This is a genomic window from Staphylococcus sp. HGB0015, assembly GCF_000411275.1.
GTDB classification, from domain to species: domain Bacteria; phylum Bacillota; class Bacilli; order Staphylococcales; family Staphylococcaceae; genus Staphylococcus; species Staphylococcus schleiferi.
The window spans coordinates 68,563-87,341 of sequence record NZ_KE150417.1; the positions used below are offsets into that span (position 1 = coordinate 68,563).

The following is an 18,779-nucleotide window of genomic DNA, read 5'->3' on the forward strand; positions in this document are numbered from 1 at the left end:
ATTCTCTTTTTTTGTGTCCGTATTCTTGACATAAATCCAGAAGTATTATATAACATTATTGCTATATATTAAACATTAATTCTAGTAATTTTTGTTATAATAATACTTAAGAATAAACAAATTAATAATATCGACAAAATAGTTACATGTGCAGGGATATTTAAAGTTAAAGCTGTTCTAATAATTGTAGCACCAATTGCTCCTCCAATACCGGCTACAGCAATGAAAATACTAGTTAACAAATTTTTATTACTACTAAATCTATTGATTATACTAGCGCCTAACGGGAACATTGGTGCAAAGAATAATGTTAGTAAAAATAATAATATTAACTTAAACAAATCTGCTGTATCTGAATATATTAATATAATGTATAAAAGTAGTGAGATGATTGTATATAATAATAGTAGACTCTCTAATCTTATTTTTATTTTTGACAATATAATAGCATACAGTAATCTCCCTATAATTATTCCAAACCAAAATATACTGACAGTGATATAACTTAAATTATCAGAAACTAAATTCATATATGGCAGTAAATTTGAAAAATTAGTTTCTATACTAATATAAAAGAAGCACCATATCAAGATAATTATAATTATCATAAACTTTTTATTAGTAAAGACATTAGTGAGGTTACTTTTCTTCTTATTATCTATTTCGAATGTCAGTGAACTTACTATCCAAAGCGAAAAAATATTTACTATAAGTATAAAGAGAACTGAGAATTTTGTATTTGAGTATGACTCGAACAACCATACAATAATAGGAAGCAATAGTGCCCCTATAGCAAAGAATGATTCAATATATCCAAAGACTTTAGCAGAATTGAATTTATTGTTAAATATATATGATGCTATAGATGATTCTATTAAACCAGCACAAAATCCAAGTATAGCTATGAGAAAGTAAAGAAGTAAGAAATTTTCGAAAAAAACAAAGGCAGTAACGATTATTAAAATTAACAAATGAATTACTTTAAGCGTATTTTTTATACTTTTACTAAATGATAAAATAGAGTAAAATACTCCGATCATAAATGTCGTGAACTGAATACTTATTAAATTTGACACATCTGATTGATTCATATTAAATTCTATTTTTAAGTATTGATTAAATGAACCGACAAAAGTGTGTATCAAGCCAATAAGAAAATACATTAAAGAAAAATAGAGGATGTGATTTTTAGTCATTTTTGTTTAATGTATTGCTTTTGTTTATGACTATTAATACAATGTTCTAAAACTTCTTGTGCTCTCAAACCATCCTCGAAAGTTGAAATAGAAGTTTCTTTTTTATTCTTGATAGCTTCTAATAGATTTAAATGTGTGTAGTAAAAACTATCTTTCCACCCGTAAAACTCATTTTCAGGGTCAATGTATATCCTATCTTCTAATGGAATGATTTCTTGAACATTATTATTGCTTACAATAATTACCCCGCCCTTTTTAGATGAAAACTTTATTTCGCCATTATATCCTGATATATTAATATGGAATCCGCATAATTCCTTTTCACATGCTTTTGAAGTCTCTATATGAATGTGTTGACCGTGATTAGTTATAAAGAACGTCTCTGAATGGTCATCAACTTGAACCAGGTTATTGCTTTTATGTTTTACTTTGGTCATCATTTTAGTTTTAATTGTTTCTACCTTCACTTGACTATTTGTAATATAAGTAGCCAAGTCAAGAAGATGTACCCCTAAATCACCTAAAGCCCCACTACTTAATTTTGAAGTACCATCATCTCTCCAAGTAAAGTTTTTTCTTCGATAAGCACTATTTTTTAAAAATGACATATGAATAGATATTATTTCACCAATTTTATCATTTTCTATTAATGTGATAATTTTTTTAATAACCGCCAGATTTCTATAGTTTAGATTTATACTTTTTATATTATTTGTCTTGTTGTTGTAAGATCTAATTATATTTGATTCAGTAAGGTTAACTGTTAAGGGTTTTTCACATAATACATCACAGCTATAATCTAACGATTTAACTATGTGATCTACATGACAAAAATTAGGGGAACATATTATAACAGTATCTACTTTTGATAACATATCGTGGATGTCCCTATAAGCAGTTGTATTAAAATCTAAGCAGAATTTTTCTAAGTTTGAATCAACTATATCGTGAGCTCCATAAAGGCATACACCTGAGAGGTTATTTATAATTTCAGCGTGTACTTTCGCAATACCCCCCGTGCCAATAATTCCGTATTTAATCATATTTCCCTCCTATGAATTCACTGACATGTTTATATATCCCTTTGTAATAAGGATATTTTGTATTTGGAAACTTTTTCTTTATTTCTTCATCCTTGCTGTTAGACATAATAAACGCATGCTTTAAGTAGCTAAGAAACTCTTCATCATTGCCACTATCACCAAATCCAATAATTGACTTTTTTGAAATGTTATATTTTTTCATTAAAAACTTTGTCGCATATAACTTGCCGGCATTTTTAGGAGTAAAATCCACATCATAGGCATTCTCAGGATCCCCGGCTAACGGGTTACAACGATTAAATTTGGGCATATAATTTTTTGTTTTAGAATAATCTATGAGATTCTTTAAGATTTTCACGTCCAATTCTGTATTACCTGTAGAATAGAAGTAAAAATTGTACAGGGTTTCGTTTTCTCTAAATATTCTTTGTGGAATAAATTCAACTTTATGTTTTAATGAAATAGTGTTTAATATTTCTAATATATCCTCTAATAAAAAACGTTCTGTTAATACTTCTTCTCTATATTCATCTGATTCAACATATTCATTATTGTTCCATGTAAACATTTTGGAACTTAGGTCAGAGAAAATGTGTTTTGGTTTGTATGACATATCAACTTTTTTCATTTTTTCCAAGACACTATTTATAGTGCTTCCTGTTAATATCGCTGTGATGACACTATTTTTATTTGATATTTTTTCTAGTAACGCTTCCATTTCTTTTAAGTAGTATAAATCGTTGTTATTAGTGTTATGTTTATAATATGTTTCGTCAAAATCGAGTAATATTAAACTTTGGCTCATTTTACTCCTCCTCCCAGTATATTTTTGATTGCATTAATAGCATAATCTTGTTCTTCTTCCATCAAACTAGGATATAAAGGCAAACGTAACAACTCTTTATGTAATCTTTCCGTGTTTGGAAGCGAAAGATTTGTTTTATAAGAAATTTGTTTATGACTTAGGTATGGATAGTATATTTCAGTTTTCACGCCAACACTTTCAAGTTCAGACTTTACAAAGTCTCTCTTATTATTGCCAATTCTGACAGGATATAGATGCCATACTGACTTGTTGTCTAATGCAGGTAGGATTAAATTTTCAATATTTGATAATTCTTCGTGATATTTTTCTGCAATTTTTAATCTTTTATATTGATTAAAAGTTAAATATTCCATTCTAATGATGCCTATTAGTGCTTGTGTGTTATCAATTTTAGAGTTAAATCCAAAGTTCATGAGTTTCTTATTTTTTTCTTTCAAATCAAATCCATGATAACTAATTAGTCTACATTTATAATCTAATTCAGTATCATTTGTTATAATAGCGCCAGCTTTCCCACAAACCCCTAAATTTTTATATGGATTAAAACTCAGCACTGCTAGATTAGAGTAAGTACCTACACCATTTAATCCTATTGCTTGACAAGCATCTTCTATCACCTTAATGTTATATTTTTCTGCAATCTCTTTAATTTTTATCATGTCACAAAATCGACCATATAAATGCACGGGTAGAATAGCTTTTGTTTTTGAAGTGATTCGGTCTTCAATTGATCTAGGACAAATAGTAAAATCATCTTTAACATCAGCATAAACTGGAATTGCCCCTATTGATAAAACTGCATTTTCTGTGGCAGCAAAACTATTTGAAGGTAGAATAACTTCGTCGCCATTTTTAACCCCTAGGGCTATCAATCCGATTGTTAAGGCTGAAGTTCCGCTTGATAACGCTATCACATGGTTAATAGATAAATATTCAACTAGATATTGTTCACATTCATAAATGTATTTACCACTTGTATATTTACCGGTTGGCAAAAAATTTTTTAATGCTTTTATGATTCTTTCTGACTCATCTTCCTTTATTAAACGATCTACCGGCATAAATTCTACTTTTTGAATGGGCTTATTAGATAAATTTTTGGGTTTTTCAATAACCAATTTACTGGAAAGATATTTATTAGCATGAATTTCATTATAACTTTTTAATTTTTGAATGTTTTTACGAAATTTAAAAATACTATTTGATTTTAAATCCATAGAAGCACCGCCTTATTTGTGATAAACTCATATTAAATTGTGGGAACATTCCCATGTCAATATAATTTTCGGGGGAATTTGATGAATATTTTTGATGTGGCAAAAGCGTGCAATGTCTCAAAATCTACAGTATCTAGAGTGTTAAATAATCATCCATACGTTAATGAAGAAAAAAGAAACAGAGTATTGCAATATATAAAAGAAAATAATTACGTCCCTAATAATATTGCTATATATTTTAGAAATAGGACGACAAAGTCTGTAGCCATATCGATTCCTTATATCGATCATCCATTTTTTTCTAAAATATCATATGAATTAACCAAAAATTTTAATGAAAAAGGTTATAAATCGTTTATTCATCAAACATTTTGCTCACCGAGCAAAGAAGAAGAAGTACTAATGTCGTTAGAAAAAAACGAAATTGATGCAGTTGTTCTGTGTTCTATAGAAAATAGCGCCGATGTCATTGAAGAGTATTCTAAGAGTGGATTAATTATTTCTTGTAATGATACAAACCAAACTAAAAGTGTATCTAATTTTCATTTTGACGAGTATAATATCGCGAAAGCAGCTACAGAATATTTATTGGAAAAAGGAATAAAAAATATAGCAATATGTATTGATAATCCTTTTAATGGCGCTCAAAAGTTGAGATTAGATGGATATAAAAAAGCGCTCTCAAAAAATAAAATCTCTTTTAGAAAAGATTATCTATTTTCTTCGGCATTTACAATCAATGATGGCATCAAAATAGGGATGAAAATTAGAGAAAAGTATAAAGATATTCAGGGTGTATACACTGGAAATGATTTCGTTTCAGCAGGAGTGAAAAAAGTATTAGGAGATGAGATATTTCTAATAGGCACAGACAATCATGACATATGTAAAATCACCAGCCCCCAATTACCTAGTATATCTTTGCCTATAGAAAATATGGCTAAAGATATATGTAACCATATGATTGAACGGTTAACAAAAAATAATAATGAAGTAATGAACAAGATATATTCATATGAAATTGTAAGTGAATAAAATATAAAGCATGGATAAACTGCATATATTTATAAGGTTTACTATAAGCGTTAAGAATTGTGAATATGTATAAAGGGGGCTCCGCACACATGAATTTTCATATTGGTATAATAAAATTCCCATAGATTTAGTTGAAGATTTTATTTAGCGGAAAGCAAAAAGTAATAGATTTCGTTGTGCAAGCAGACATAAACTAATGAAATATATACTAGATATAAAAGTGTTAATAAAATTATAAACGAAGCGCATTGACCTAAATATCTATAGTTTGATAATTCATATATCCAAGTTATGTATATAATAAATATTGAAACCATCGCAAGCCGCTTGTTGAAGTTTATAATGAATTTTTATAGACTTTGTCCCATTACTTTTCAAATGATTTTGTCAGCTGCAAAAAGGAGTTGGTAGTATTCTCGTAAGTAGAAGGTGTTGCGATATAACTTTTCGACTAAACAAAGTGGTGAATTATACTGAACTTGACCTCTTTTCTTAAATATCGAACAAGATTGTCCAAATGGATGAGACTCTTAAAAACCAACTGAAACAGAAATTTCACTAGTAACGCTTCAACCCAAAGGTAACCTTACAATAATAATTTTGTTCTATTAAACTTGCACAAATAAGTAAGCTAGGAAATGAAACAATATATTCATATTTTATCAAGTGTAAATCATGTAAAAGCATCAAAAAACTTGTTATAATCAATTTATATAATAAATAAATCGCATTTGTTAATACATTGATTAGCACGTGAACGTTTATTTTTGATTAACATTTAATGCGATTGGCGTTCACGTAATAGAAAGAAGGTAAAATATGCCAAAACTTATTTTATGTAGACATGGCCAAAGCGTTTGGAATGCTGAAAATTTATTTACAGGATGGGCAGACGTTGATTTATCTGAACAAGGACATAATGAAGCCATAACTTCGGGTAAAAAAATGAAAGAACAAGGAATTAATGTTGATATCGCGTTTACATCATTATTGAAACGTGCCATCAAAACAACATTTCATTTATTAAATGAATCAGATCAACTGTATGTTCCTGTTGTTAAATCATGGCGCTTGAACGAACGTCATTACGGTGGATTGCAAGGATTAAACAAAGACGAAGCGCGTAAACAATTTGGTGAAGATCAAGTACATATTTGGAGACGTTCTTACGATACACCACCTCCAGCGCAAGATGAAGCACAACGCGAAAGTTATTTAAAAGATCGTAAATATGAATTGTTAGATAAACGCGTGATGCCTGAATCTGAAAGTTTAAAAGATACATTGGTACGTGTAATTCCATATTGGAATGATCACATTTCACAAGAATTATTAGCTGGCAAAACTGTTCTTGTGTCTGCACATGGTAATTCTTTACGTGCCTTGATTAAATACTTAGAAGGCGTATCTGATGAAGATATTGTCGGTTATGAAATTAAAACAGGTGCACCACTTATTTATGAATTATCAGATGATCTAAAAGTCATTGATAAATACTACTTATAAAGATGTTATCGCTATAAAGAATAAGCGACTTAAAAAGGTTGGGAAATACCCCAGCCTTTTTTTGATATCAAAGTGCATAAATCGTCATCAATTGTTATCGAAATGAATTAAGCTTTAGATTATAAGGCGTGCCATGACAGCCATCGAAATTATGTATAGAACGGACGTATAGAAAATCAATTTCATATATTAAAAAGGATTCTTCATTTTTTATGGTGGGATGACATAAGTCATCCTGCTTTTTTGTACAAAAATAGCGCAAATGCCTCTATCATTTTAAGTGACTAAACCAAAAATAAAGGAGACATATTGCGCCTATGTGTAATGATATATTAAAGTTACTAAAAATTAAAGATAATAATATTAAAATCACTAAAGTTGAAGAAGATGTAGTTATTAGAGGTAAGAAATCTATCGTCATCTTTGGTACCCTTTCATACAAGCCTATGACTTGTCCTCACTGTTATCATACGAATCCAAACCGAATACACAAACACGGAAAACGTTTATCGTGAATTACTTTTTTAAGATTCCAAGAGATAGCAGTGTATTTAAATCTGTTAAAACAACGTTTTAAATGTAGGGTTTGTGACTTAATTATTATAGACACATAACCACCATATAAAGTGTACAGCCTTAAAAAGTCAATGTTCATAATGGTCAGTCTCGGTCAATGAGTAGTAGAACAGGTATGATACGTATTGAAATGGCAACCTTAGGTGTATAGGGTAATCAAGAGGCCATATTGATTGATGAGCAAATGGAGATACGTCATATGCGAAAGTTAATCAAAGTTGCAAACTAAATTAATCTTTCAATATATGTAAAGCGCTTGGTTTAGAAGTGGCTTGAACTAGGCATTATAGAGGATGGGGGAGATAGTATCTTAATCAATGCAAAAAGACTAGGGGTGTATGTTGCTTTCAAGTTCGTACACCCCTAGCCGTTCTGTTTCTTAAATATATTGATAGCCCAATGATTATACTTCTGTTACTTCAACTTCAATTTGTTCGATACGATTGGCTGCACCGTGATCGACTGGGCCAACAAATTCATTCATTTTCCAACCGTTTTTAATCGCAGAAGCGACGAATGCTTTTGCATTAACGACTGCTTCTTTTGGTGTTTGACCGTTCGCTAAGTTTGCAGTTGTCGCCGCTGCAAAAGTACAGCCTGCACCATGGTTATAACTTTGTTGGAACATATCCGTTGTTAATTGATAAAAAGTTTGACCATCATAGTAAAGGTCATAAGATTTATCTTGATCTAATGCTTTACCGCCTTTGATTACGACATGTTGCGCACCTTGCTCGTAAATGATTTGTGCTGCTTTTTTCATATCTTCAATCGATTTCAATGTGCCTAAACCTGACAATTGACCCGCTTCAAAAAGGTTAGGTGTTGTTACTGTTGCTTTAGGTAATAAATATTGAATCATTGCTTCAGTATTTCCCGGGTTAAGGACCTCATTTTCCCCTTTACATACCATCACAGGGTCGACGACAAAATATTTGGCACCTGATTCAGTAAAGGCTTCGCCTGCGCGCTGAATAATTTCTTCTGTGCCGAGCATACCTGTTTTGACTGCGTCAGGTCCGATACAAATCACAGTTTCTAGTTGTTTATTAAAAACGTCAAATGGAATCGGTGTGACATCATGAGACCATGTTTCTTTATCCATTGTTACGATTGCAGCTAATGCGACCATGCCGTATGTGTCTAGTTCTTGGAAAGTTTTTAAATCTGCTTGCATGCCTGCACCAGCACTTGTATCTGAACCTGCAATTGTTAATACTTTTTTTAAAGCCATAATATACGCACTCCTTTAAATCTAACTTATTGATATTGGACCGACAAAATTCGCATATCAATACGTCTCCATAGTTATTTAGTTACATACTATCTTATCATGGTCGCCTATCCTATGCATATGGAATGTTTGGATCTAAAATGAAAGAACACGATTCATGACGAATTATGGTAAAATGTCAACGAGGTGAAAAAGATGGATTGGTCAACAATATTTCATGAAATTACAACAAAACATGACTTTCAGGCTATGCACGATTTTTTAGAGAAAGAATATTCTACGCAAATTGTATATCCAGACAGAAAAAATATTTATCAGGCATTTGATTTAACGCCTTTTGAAAATGTTAAAGTTGTGATATTAGGTCAAGATCCTTATCATGGTCCGAATCAAGCCCATGGGTTAGCTTTTTCTGTACAGCCTAACGCAAAGTTTCCACCATCATTGCGTAATATGTATCAAGAGCTTGCAGATGATATCGGATGTCAACGAACTTCCCCTCATTTACAAGATTGGGCAAGGGAAGGCGTTCTCTTATTGAACACAGTCTTAACGGTTCGACAAGGACAGGCACACTCACATCGTGATATTGGTTGGGAAGTCTTTACAGATGAAATTATTAAAGCAGTATCTGAAGGTAAAGAAGGCGTTGTTTTTATCCTTTGGGGTAAACCGGCGCAACAAAAAGAGCGTTTAATCGATACTACAAAACATCATGTCATCAAGTCGCCCCATCCAAGTCCATTGTCTGCACATCGAGGCTTCTTTGGTTCAAAACCTTATTCAAGAGCAAATCAATATTTAGAATCACAAGGATTAAAGCCAATCCATTGGTGTGAAGGTAAGGAGAAATTCGATGAATAAAGAAAAACTGATTCAATTGTTGGAACAGGAATTAGTGCAAGCGGATGCAGCAACAACAGATGAAGCATTTCATAAACACATTTATGCGATACACACATTGACATCTTTATATGTTGATGAGGAAACACCAAAGTTTTCAAAGCATAATTTATCAGAAACAAACAAAAATCGTCATACGTCACGTTCATCTGAGGTGACTGACGAAGAAATCAAAATGATGGGCGGTAAGGTGTCCTCGTCTCCACAACAATTAGATTCAAATCAACGCATGGTAACAGATGATGAAGTGGGGAACGGCGCATCTATATTTGATTTTTAGTGAGGAGGAAATAAAATGAAAGTATTTATCATATTAGGCGCATTGAACGCCTTAATAGCAGTAGGTACAGGTGCATTTGGTGCACACGCATTGGATGGCAAGTTATCAGAGCACTACATGTCAGTATGGGAAAAAGCAACGATGTATCAAATGTATCATGGTTTAGGTTTAATATTGATAGGCATTATTGGTGGCGCTTTACATCTTAATGTTGGCTGGGCCGGCTGGTTAATGTTCATCGGTATCGTTTGCTTCAGCGGCTCTCTTTATATTTTATCCTTAACGCAAGTGAGTATTCTCGGCGCGATTACTCCAATCGGTGGCGTTCTCTTTGTAATAAGTTGGCTGATGTTAGCCATTGCCGCTTTTAAACTGTAAGATGATATTGTTTAAAAGTATCAAGTAGAGAAATTCATTTGATGGCAATGTATATTTACGTACAGAGCTATTTAGTCATTTTAATATTTATTAAAAGAATAGCTTAATCAATTTTATAAAAGCGTTACCTAGAGTGTAATTATTATACATTTAAGGTAACGTTTTTTTATTGCTAGATGTAAAGATGGATATTAAATCTAATTGTCACAAAAGGAAATGCGCCATGATTCGAAAAATAATGCATATTTTTGTAAAAGTTTGACAATAAATAGAGCGCCTTTTTTTATCGCACTTTTTTAAATTTTAAGGTATGATTTATTTTTAATATGCCAAAAATAATTGTTATAAAAATTTATAACAGGGGTATAATAACACTCAGGGGTGAAATGATAATGAATACAAAGAACGGAAAACCTGATCGTGGAGACCTCCAACAAAACTTATCTGAAAAGTTTGTGTGGGCGATTGCTTATGGGTCGTGTATAGGATGGGGCTCATTTATTCTTCCAGGGGATTGGATTAAATCTTCAGGACCGATTGCAGCATCTATCGGTATCTTTATCGGTGCGTTATTAATGATTATTATTGCGGTCAGTTACGGTGCATTAGTAGAACGATTCCCAGTATCAGGTGGTGGCTTTGCGTTCAGCTTTTTAGGATTTGGACGCTATGTGAGCTTTTTCTCAGCATGGTTTTTAACATTCGGTTACATATGTGTAGTTGCATTGAATGCGACGGCATTTAGTTTATTAATTAAGTTTTTATTGCCAGATGTTATTGAATTTGGAAAATTATATACCATCGCAGGATGGGACGTCTATATTACTGAAATAATCATTGCTTCGTTATTATTGATTATTTTTATGTTGATTGCGATTAAAGGGACGAGTGTCTCAGGATCACTTCAATACTACTTTTGTGTCGCAATGGTTATTGTCGTGGCATTATTATTCGTAGGTTCTTTCTTCGGTTCTAATTTTTCTTTTGATAATTTAAAACCATATAATGGACCTGAATATGGATGGTTTAAAGCGATTATTATGATTGTAGCAGTTGCACCGTGGGCATTTGTTGGTTTTGATAATATTCCACAAACCGCAGAGGAATTTAATTTTTCTCCAAATAAAACATTCAAATTGATTGTTTATAGCTTACTTGCTGCAAGTGTGACTTACATTATGATGATATTATATACAGGTTGGTTAGCAGGGGGAAGCAGTGACCTTTGGTTAACAGGATCTGTAACGCGTGAAGCTTTCGGTACGATTGGCTTAGGTGTATTGACAATCGCTATTGTTATGGGGATTTTTACTGGATTGAATGGTTTCTTATTGAGTGCGAGTCGCTTGCTCTTCTCAATGGGACGTTCAGGCATTATGCCTTCAGTATTTAGTAAATTACATCATCGATACAAAACACCTTATGTGGCGATTATTTTCTTAGTGGCGATTACATTAATTGCACCTTGGTTAGGGCGTACAGCGTTAACTTGGATTGTAGATATGTCATCTACTGGTGTTTCTATCGCTTATTTTGTTACTTGTCTATCCGCTGCTAAATTGTTTAGTTTTGATAAAAACAGTCGAACTTACGGTCCGGTTTATAAAATATTTGCTATTGTCGGTTCGGTGATTGCGTTTATTTTCTTAATGTTATTGTTACTTCCTATATCACCGGCTTCGTTGTCTTTACCATCTCATATTGCGCTTGGTGGATGGACAATACTTGGACTGATTTTCTTCTTAATTCGTTTACCAAAATTAAAACGTATGGATAAAGATGAGTTAACACAATTAATTTTAGATACAAAAAAACGTGATGTTGATAAAATGTTAAATGAATAAATATTAATAGTAGAGCAATGTTTAACTTTTAAAAATTGATTTAGAAGTTTGCATTGCTCTATTTATTTATGACTATATATTAAAAGAGATTGTAAAGATTTTTGGTTAATGTTATAATTTTCAGAAAAATAAGAGGTGCGTTGATGCATCATTTTAGATTACCTATCGAGGGGAATATCGCGCTCGTTTATCCTCATATCGCATATGCAGAAGAAATATTGGAAGTTATACAACAAAATCGCGGGCATTTAAGACGCTATTTAAAATGGGTGGACGAAGTAACAACAGTGGAAGTTGAAAGAAAATTTTTAGAAGTGATGTTAACACAAGTTGCAAAAGGTGAAGCCCTGCTTTATTTGATTTTTGATGAGAATCAATTCATCGGGATGGTAGATTTACATGCATTTGATAAAGAAAAACGAAATGCAGAGGTAGGCTATTGGCTTGCAGAAGCCAAAACAAAGCGTGGAATTGTAACCCGTGTTGTAAAAAAATTGTGTGACATTGCATTTGAAGATTTGGCGCTAAACAAATTGGAATTACGTGCAAATGTTGAAAATAAAGGAAGCAATCGCATAGCGGAGAAAGTGGGTTTCCGTTGGGTAGGGGTAAAACGCGACGACGAGTATATCGATCATCAATATAGAGATATGAATTACTATGAACTTTTAAAATCTGATTATTATGCATGAAAAACGATTCGCGACCTTTCCAACACACAACATAAATAAAAAGTTGAAAAAATTCATAAAAAATTAATGAAATTTCAATATTTCTATCCCAAAAAGTTTAAAAACATGTTACATTAGTGTTAAGCAAAATATATGAACAGTATAAACATATCATTTTGTGTTTTTCATTTTCAAAAAGTTCTCCAATAAAGGGCCTGGCTCACATTAATAGCGTAGCGACTGTTAGTGATGAGACAGGCCTATTTGACTGCGATTTAAACAGACATTAACTGTTATGGCTTTGTCATAAACATATCATGAGAAACAGGTTTCTACTATTAATAAGTTAAAACCTTTGTTTAGACGAAAGCTATATGGCTTAGCCTTGTGAAAGACACATGATTGTGTCTTCTCCAATTTCCTCTCAATCAATCCATTAAATTATCTATTCATTTTAATTACATTTGAATACAAGATATCTGCCATTGTATCAGGAGATTCTTGACACCCTTTAGAGAGCCAACTGTAAACAATCGCCATTTGTCCGCCAAGCGTATAATTGATGAAGTATTGTGTCTGCTGTAATTCGGGCAGATGTTTCAACATTTTATCATACGCGCCAAAGGTGTACTGGATGTAGCTACGTATCAATACGGGCTGCGGTTGTGTGACAATAATGGCGGTAAAAAAAGTACGATGACGCTTTAAATAGCGGAATACCAATCTGAATATTTTTAAAATAGTCGTTTTAACTTCAAGAAGTGAATGATTCTCAACAACTTCTACAGCGTAATTAATTAGGCGCTCGTATTTTGTCATATGATAAGTCGTGAGTTTCTCAAATAATTGATATTTATCTTCGAACTGCGCATAAAAAGTAGAACGATGGACATCGCTCTCTGCACAAATTTGTTTAATTGTAATAGATTCAAGGGGTTCAGTCTTCAATAAGCGGATCATCGCTTTAATAATTTGACGCCTTGCTTTTGATTTTGATTTAGTCATAGTATCACCAATTGTTATTATAATATATTTTCAAATCCGACACATTTAAAAAGATTGTCTCTATTTTTTATGAAAAAATCATTTTATAATACAAGAGTTACTTTATTGGAGAAAGGGAGTAAAGACAATGAAGAAAATAATAACGATTAACATTGTAACAATCGTTCTTTTAATTATTATTGGTGTTGTCGGCTTTTATTTTTACAAACAATCTGTAAGTTATATCAAAACAGATAATGCAAAAGTCGATGGCGATCAAATTAAAATCGCAAGTCCAGTATCAGGTAAAATCGATGGCTTGGACGTGCACGAAGGTCAAAAACTAGATAAAGGCGACACAGTGGCTAAAGTACAAGGAAAAGGAGAAAATGGATCTCCACAATCTGTATCAATTAAAATGCCACAAACTGCAACAATCGCTAAACTTGATGGGCAAAACGAAGGTATTGCTCAAGCAGGACAACCTATTGCTTATGCATATGACATGGACGACTTATACATCACTGCAAATGTTGATGAAACAGACATTAAAGATGTAGAAGAAGGTCGAGATGTAGATGTTTCTATCGATGGCGAACACTCTAAAATTAAAGGTAAAGTTGACCGAATTGGTCATGCAACTGCATCAAGCTTTTCATTAATGCCTTCATCAAATAGTGACGGTAATTACACAAAAGTAACGCAAGTTGTTCCAGTTAAAATCAAATTAGACAATCAACCATCAAGTGGTGTTGTTCCAGGTATGAACGCTGAAGTAAGTATTCACAAAAATTAAAAGGGGGTCATCAAATGTTTGTGATGATTTATACAATTCTTGCCCTTATTGTGACTATTATACTTAACTGGATTTTAGTCCGTGGTAAAAAGCGTAAACCACAAAAACAACATCGCAAATCGTCAACACAGTCGATGACAACATCAAATGAACCCCATCAAAGTCAGCATACTTTCACATTAGACGATGATCATTCAAATGCGCAAGCTTCTCATGAGACGCATGTTCCACGTCAACCTGTGAATGAAAAAGTTGCAGATGCAACGCAAGACTTTGTGTTCAAAAAAGGTACCACTCGTAGCAAAGTATTAGTCGCAATGATATTTGGTATGTTTATAGCGATTTTAAACCAAACATTATTGAATACAGCATTGCCACAACTTAATACGGACTTTAATATTTCCGCTTCAACAGGACAATGGTTAATGACCGGTTTTATGTTGGTGAACGGGATTTTAATTCCGATCAGTGCCTTTTTATTCAATAAATATTCTTATCGACGATTATTCTTAATTGCGATGCTTTTATTTACAATTGGTTCATTCGTCTGTGGTATTGCATGGGGATTCCCAATTATGATGGTTGGACGTGTGCTTCAAGCGATGGGTGCAGGTGTCTTAATGCCACTTGGTACAAATGTATTTATGACCATCTTCCCACCTGAAAAACGTGGTATGGCTATGGGAACATTAGGGATTGCAATGATATTAGCACCAGCAATTGGACCTACATTATCAGGTTATGTTGTTGAAAACTATGATTGGCACTCTATGTTTATAGGTATGTTTGTGATTGGTATTATTTCGCTTTTAGTTGGTTTTCTTTGGTTCGGTATTTATCAAAGAACGACAAACCCAAGAGCAGATATTCCAGGTATCATATTTAGTACAATCGGTTTTGGTGCGCTATTATATGGCTTTAGTGAAGCGGGTAACGATGGTTGGACATCACCTAAAATTGTGATTATGTTCATTATCGGTACAGTGTTTACAATTGCCTTTGTCGTTCGTGAGATGACAATGAAAGTACCAATGCTAAGTTTTGAAGTCCTTAAATATTCTGGCTTCACATTAACAGCAATTATCAATATGATACTTACAATGAGTCTATTTGGCGGTATGATTTTATTACCACTTTACCTCCAAAGTTTACGTGGTTTTTCACCACTAGATTCTGGATTACTTTTATTACCAGGTGCGCTAATCATGGGGGTTATGGGACCAATCGCTGGTAAGTTATTAGATACGATAGGGGTTAAACCTATTGCCATTCTTGGTTTGGCAATTACGACCTATGGAACTTGGGAGCTTACCCAGCTGACAATGGATACACCTTATCGCAGTATTTTAATGATTTACATCATTCGTTCATTTGGTATGAGTTTTGTAATGATGCCAATCATGACTGCGGGTATTAACTCACTGCCATCTCGTCTCGTTTCTCATGGTAATGCACTTGTTAATACAATGAGACAACTTGCAGGTTCAATTGGTACTGCGATTTTGGTTACAGTGATGACGCAACAAACTGACCAACATCTTGCAACTTTCCAACAAGACCTAGACCGTACGAACCCAGCAATCAAAGACGAATTGCAAGAAATGGCACAACAAATGGGTGGCCAAGACCATGCAATGGCTGCGATTATTCGATTTATGAATCAATTAGCATCTGTTGATGGTGTGAATAGTGCGTTTTGGATCGCGACTGCATTAAGTGGTTTAGCACTATTTTTAAGCTTTTTCCTAAAAGGGAAATCACATTATATTTCACACGAATAAAAATAATCACAACGACTATCTTATAAAATTTGATAGGTTGTGTATCAATGAGATGTGCTTTACTTAATTAATTTTGTGAATCACAGTCCTCATAAAATTTATGATATTGCCCTACAAAGTCGCACAGATATAGTGCACACTTTGTAGGGCATTTTTAATTTTAATATAAGTGATATGAGTTATTAAACAGTCGTCTTATTTTTTAATAGGCAAACTTTGTGTAATATCTATACCTAGTACAATAGGTAATAAGAAATAGACAACGACAATAATTACAACAATGCTGATTAAGTTCATGATAAAGCCTTTGACGGCCATTTCTTTAATTTCTATTTTGCCGGTACCAAAAACAATGGCATTTGGTGGTGTGCCTACTGGTAACATATAGGCACAGTTCGCAGCCATTGCAGCAGGTACCATTAATAATAATGGATGTACATCAATCGCAACAGATAACGTAGCGAGAATCGGTAAGATCATCGTCGCAGTTGCCGTATTCGATGTAATCTCTGTCAAAAATAAGATGAACACTGTAATGACGATAACAATAACGATAGGACTTACATCTTTCAATAAGGTCATTTGTTCTCCTAGCCATTTTGCAAGTCCACTTGCTTGTATTCCTTTTGCGAGTGCGAGGCCCCCGCCAAATAGAATGAGCACGCCCCATGGTAATTCTTTTGCGATAGACCAATCTAAAATACGTTTATGCTTATGTTTTGCAGGAATTAAGAAGAGTAAAATTGACACAAACATCGCAATCGTACCATCTGCTACCAGTTGAGTTGGTCCCCATTTTGAAAGTAAAAATTCACGTGAAATCCACAAGAAGCTCGCAATTAAGAAAACAATAAATACAACTTTTTCTTCATATTTAATTTTGCCTAATTCAGCAAGTTTATCTTTAATTACCTTTTGGCCTCCTGGCAATGATTTCATATCATGACGAAAGGCGATGAATTTAAAATAGAGCCAAGCAAGAAATAATAGCAAGATGACAGTTGGAATTCCAATAATCATCCATTTCCCAAAACTTAATTCTTGTCCAAAATGTGAGGCATATTGGCCTTTTAAAATAATAAGAGGTGGAGTTCCGATAAGCGTTCCGAGTCCACCAATCGTTCCCGCATAGCCGATACCTAAAACGAGTGCACGCTCAAATTTTAAAATACTTTCTTCATTATCATTTTCAGTTTTTAAAGCATGTGCTTCATTGATAATCGCTAAACCGATAGGAATCATAATCATCACGGCAGCTGTATTCGACACAAACATCGATAATCCGCCAGTTGCTAACATAAAACCAAGTAAAATACGCCCTGTACTTGTCCCAATGCTATTAATAATTGTTAAGGCAATCCGTGTATGTAAATCCCAACGTTCCATTGCGATAGCGAGAATAAAGCCACCTAAAAAGAGATAAATAATATCATTCCCATATTGAGCAGAAACCGTGGCACTATCCATGACATGACCTAAAGGTAATAAAACTAAAGGTAACAAACTTGTCGCAGGAATAGGAATTGCTTCAGTAATCCACCAAATGGCAATCCAAGCTGTAATAGCGAGTACATAGATGCCTTTAAAAGATAAGTCGTCAGGTCTAACAAATAGTAAAATTAACGCAAAAAGAAGGGGTCCTAATACTAGCCCGATTAACTGTGCAAGCGTATAAGAAGGATCCTTCTTTTTCTCTGTAAAAAACGTCAACAATCGTGACTCATTAGAGTTATTCATGATGTTGCCCCCCTTTGTTTTTAATACACCATCCCATAAGTAGTATCATATTTGAAAATAGTATAGCACATTCATTAATGGCGTATCTAGAGGGTTTCAGCAATAAACAGCGAAGTTAAACCGAAAAATGAAAACGCTTTATATTTTGAGTGTGTATGAATCAAAAAAATTTTAGAAGTGGAAGTATATAGAAGCAGATAGCGTATAACAAGGTGAGAGAGCATAAAAAGATATTAGCGCTTGGAAAAGCCCTGTAAACGAATAGCATTCAATTCATTGCAGGGCTATGTAAAATCGTGGTTTATTTTTGAGGTGATTTTAAGATTTGAATAGGTTTGCGAATAAAAGATTTGGCCACTTGATCAGATATAAGAAGGCCTACTGCAATCGCACCGGCGATTAATGTTGCACGAACAAAGATGTCGCTAGCCTCATTAAAATTTAATGTGAGCAATTGTTGAGTGGCTTTAAAAAAGATACTCCCGGGCACTAAAGGAATAATCCCCGGAACCATAAAGATAATCACGGGAGATTTATAGGTACGTGCCATAATGTGAGAAATAATCCCTAAAATAAAGCTGCCATAGAGGCTCGCATAGATACTGTCCATCGTAAAAACATCATTTGCGACAAAGAAAGTTAAATAACCGAAGCCACCACATAATCCAGCGGGTAAAAATAATCGAGTAGGTGCATCGTATACAAAAGCAAAACAAAATGAAGTTAAAAAACTACATATAAAGATAAAGACAATTGTCAATGTGCGCACCTC

General features: G+C 33.3%; 18 protein-coding genes. 10 read left to right on the forward strand and 8 right to left on the reverse strand.

Features of this window, described 5'->3' with window-relative positions; translation table 11 throughout:
* Window positions 1-68 precede the first annotated feature (68 nt).
* From HMPREF1208_RS00310 to HMPREF1208_RS00325, 4 genes are read right to left on the reverse strand one after another with little or no spacing between them, the layout of a single operon-like run.
* Entirely contained in the window at window positions 69-1,196 is a 1,128-nt protein-coding gene (locus tag HMPREF1208_RS00310) for an MFS transporter (protein ID WP_016424330.1), read from the reverse strand.
* Window positions 1,193-2,239: a Gfo/Idh/MocA family protein gene (locus HMPREF1208_RS00315; RefSeq protein WP_016424331.1), complete on the reverse strand. Its 1,047-nt coding sequence runs from the start codon at window positions 2,237-2,239 to the stop codon at window positions 1,193-1,195. The genes HMPREF1208_RS00310 and HMPREF1208_RS00315 overlap by 4 nt, the downstream gene beginning before the upstream one ends.
* Entirely contained in the window at window positions 2,232-3,044 is an 813-nt protein-coding gene (locus tag HMPREF1208_RS00320) for an HAD-IIB family hydrolase (RefSeq protein WP_016424332.1), read from the reverse strand. The genes HMPREF1208_RS00315 and HMPREF1208_RS00320 overlap by 8 nt, the downstream gene beginning before the upstream one ends.
* Window positions 3,041-4,282 (reverse strand): DegT/DnrJ/EryC1/StrS family aminotransferase, encoded by a 1,242-nt coding sequence (locus HMPREF1208_RS00325; protein ID WP_016424333.1) that lies wholly within the window; start codon window positions 4,280-4,282, stop codon window positions 3,041-3,043. The genes HMPREF1208_RS00320 and HMPREF1208_RS00325 overlap by 4 nt, the downstream gene beginning before the upstream one ends.
* Before the next feature lie 81 nt (window positions 4,283-4,363).
* Between HMPREF1208_RS00325 and HMPREF1208_RS00330 the strand changes: the two genes are divergently transcribed.
* The 3 genes from HMPREF1208_RS00330 (at window position 4,364) to HMPREF1208_RS00340 (ending at window position 7,338) form a co-directional block, all read left to right on the forward strand.
* The gene (locus tag HMPREF1208_RS00330; protein WP_016424334.1) at window positions 4,364-5,317 is read left to right on the forward strand and encodes a LacI family DNA-binding transcriptional regulator; all 954 of its coding nucleotides are present in this window, start codon (window positions 4,364-4,366) and stop codon (window positions 5,315-5,317) included.
* A gap of 819 nt (window positions 5,318-6,136) precedes the next feature.
* Window positions 6,137-6,823 carry a 2,3-diphosphoglycerate-dependent phosphoglycerate mutase gene (locus tag HMPREF1208_RS00335; protein ID WP_016424335.1) on the forward strand — a complete coding sequence of 229 codons (687 nt, stop codon included), beginning with the start codon at window positions 6,137-6,139 and terminating at the stop codon, window positions 6,821-6,823.
* Between the two features lie 317 nt (window positions 6,824-7,140).
* On the forward strand, window positions 7,141-7,338 hold the full coding sequence (locus HMPREF1208_RS00340; protein ID WP_016424336.1) for a hypothetical protein: 198 nt from the start codon (window positions 7,141-7,143) through the stop codon (window positions 7,336-7,338).
* Between the two features lie 464 nt (window positions 7,339-7,802).
* Here the strand turns inward: HMPREF1208_RS00340 and thiD are convergent, their stop codons facing one another.
* Window positions 7,803-8,633, reverse strand: a complete 831-nt coding sequence (thiD, locus tag HMPREF1208_RS00345; protein WP_016424337.1) for a bifunctional hydroxymethylpyrimidine kinase/phosphomethylpyrimidine kinase — start codon at window positions 8,631-8,633, stop codon at window positions 7,803-7,805.
* Window positions 8,634-8,819: 186 nt separating this feature from the next.
* Between thiD and HMPREF1208_RS00350 the strand changes: the two genes are divergently transcribed.
* From HMPREF1208_RS00350 to HMPREF1208_RS00370, 5 genes are all read left to right on the forward strand, one after another.
* A complete protein-coding gene (locus tag HMPREF1208_RS00350) occupies window positions 8,820-9,497 on the forward strand; it encodes a uracil-DNA glycosylase (RefSeq protein WP_306669211.1) in 678 nt (225 codons plus the stop codon).
* Window positions 9,490-9,816, forward strand: a complete 327-nt coding sequence (locus tag HMPREF1208_RS00355; RefSeq protein WP_016424339.1) for a DUF5327 family protein — start codon at window positions 9,490-9,492, stop codon at window positions 9,814-9,816. Before HMPREF1208_RS00350 ends, HMPREF1208_RS00355 begins: the two co-directional genes overlap by 8 nt.
* 15 nt (window positions 9,817-9,831) lie before the next feature.
* Window positions 9,832-10,194: a DUF423 domain-containing protein gene (locus HMPREF1208_RS00360; RefSeq protein ID WP_016424340.1), complete on the forward strand. Its 363-nt coding sequence runs from the start codon at window positions 9,832-9,834 to the stop codon at window positions 10,192-10,194.
* A gap of 392 nt (window positions 10,195-10,586) precedes the next feature.
* A complete protein-coding gene (locus HMPREF1208_RS00365; protein ID WP_016424341.1) occupies window positions 10,587-12,038 on the forward strand; it encodes an APC family permease in 1,452 nt (483 codons plus the stop codon).
* A gap of 143 nt (window positions 12,039-12,181) precedes the next feature.
* Window positions 12,182-12,730 (forward strand): GNAT family N-acetyltransferase, encoded by a 549-nt coding sequence (locus HMPREF1208_RS00370; protein WP_016424342.1) that lies wholly within the window; start codon window positions 12,182-12,184, stop codon window positions 12,728-12,730.
* A gap of 420 nt (window positions 12,731-13,150) precedes the next feature.
* Here the strand turns inward: HMPREF1208_RS00370 and HMPREF1208_RS00375 are convergent, their stop codons facing one another.
* Complete coding sequence (locus tag HMPREF1208_RS00375) at window positions 13,151-13,714, reverse strand: TetR/AcrR family transcriptional regulator (protein WP_016424343.1); 564 nt, start codon at window positions 13,712-13,714, stop codon at window positions 13,151-13,153.
* 127 nt (window positions 13,715-13,841) lie between these two features.
* Between HMPREF1208_RS00375 and HMPREF1208_RS00380 the strand changes: the two genes are divergently transcribed.
* Window positions 13,842-14,489, forward strand: coding sequence for an HlyD family secretion protein (locus tag HMPREF1208_RS00380; RefSeq protein ID WP_016424344.1), 648 nt, complete (start codon window positions 13,842-13,844; stop codon window positions 14,487-14,489).
* 14 nt (window positions 14,490-14,503) lie between these two features.
* Window positions 14,504-16,270 (forward strand): DHA2 family efflux MFS transporter permease subunit, encoded by a 1,767-nt coding sequence (locus tag HMPREF1208_RS00385; protein ID WP_016424345.1) that lies wholly within the window; start codon window positions 14,504-14,506, stop codon window positions 16,268-16,270.
* A gap of 195 nt (window positions 16,271-16,465) precedes the next feature.
* Here HMPREF1208_RS00385 and HMPREF1208_RS00390 read toward each other — a convergent pair whose 3' ends face one another.
* Both HMPREF1208_RS00390 and HMPREF1208_RS00395 read right to left on the reverse strand, forming a co-directional pair.
* Window positions 16,466-18,007: an SLC13 family permease gene (locus HMPREF1208_RS00390; protein WP_016424346.1), complete on the reverse strand. Its 1,542-nt coding sequence runs from the start codon at window positions 18,005-18,007 to the stop codon at window positions 16,466-16,468.
* 301 nt (window positions 18,008-18,308) lie between these two features.
* Entirely contained in the window at window positions 18,309-18,767 is a 459-nt protein-coding gene (locus HMPREF1208_RS00395) for a threonine/serine exporter family protein (RefSeq protein ID WP_016424347.1), read from the reverse strand.
* Window positions 18,768-18,779 lie beyond the last annotated feature (12 nt).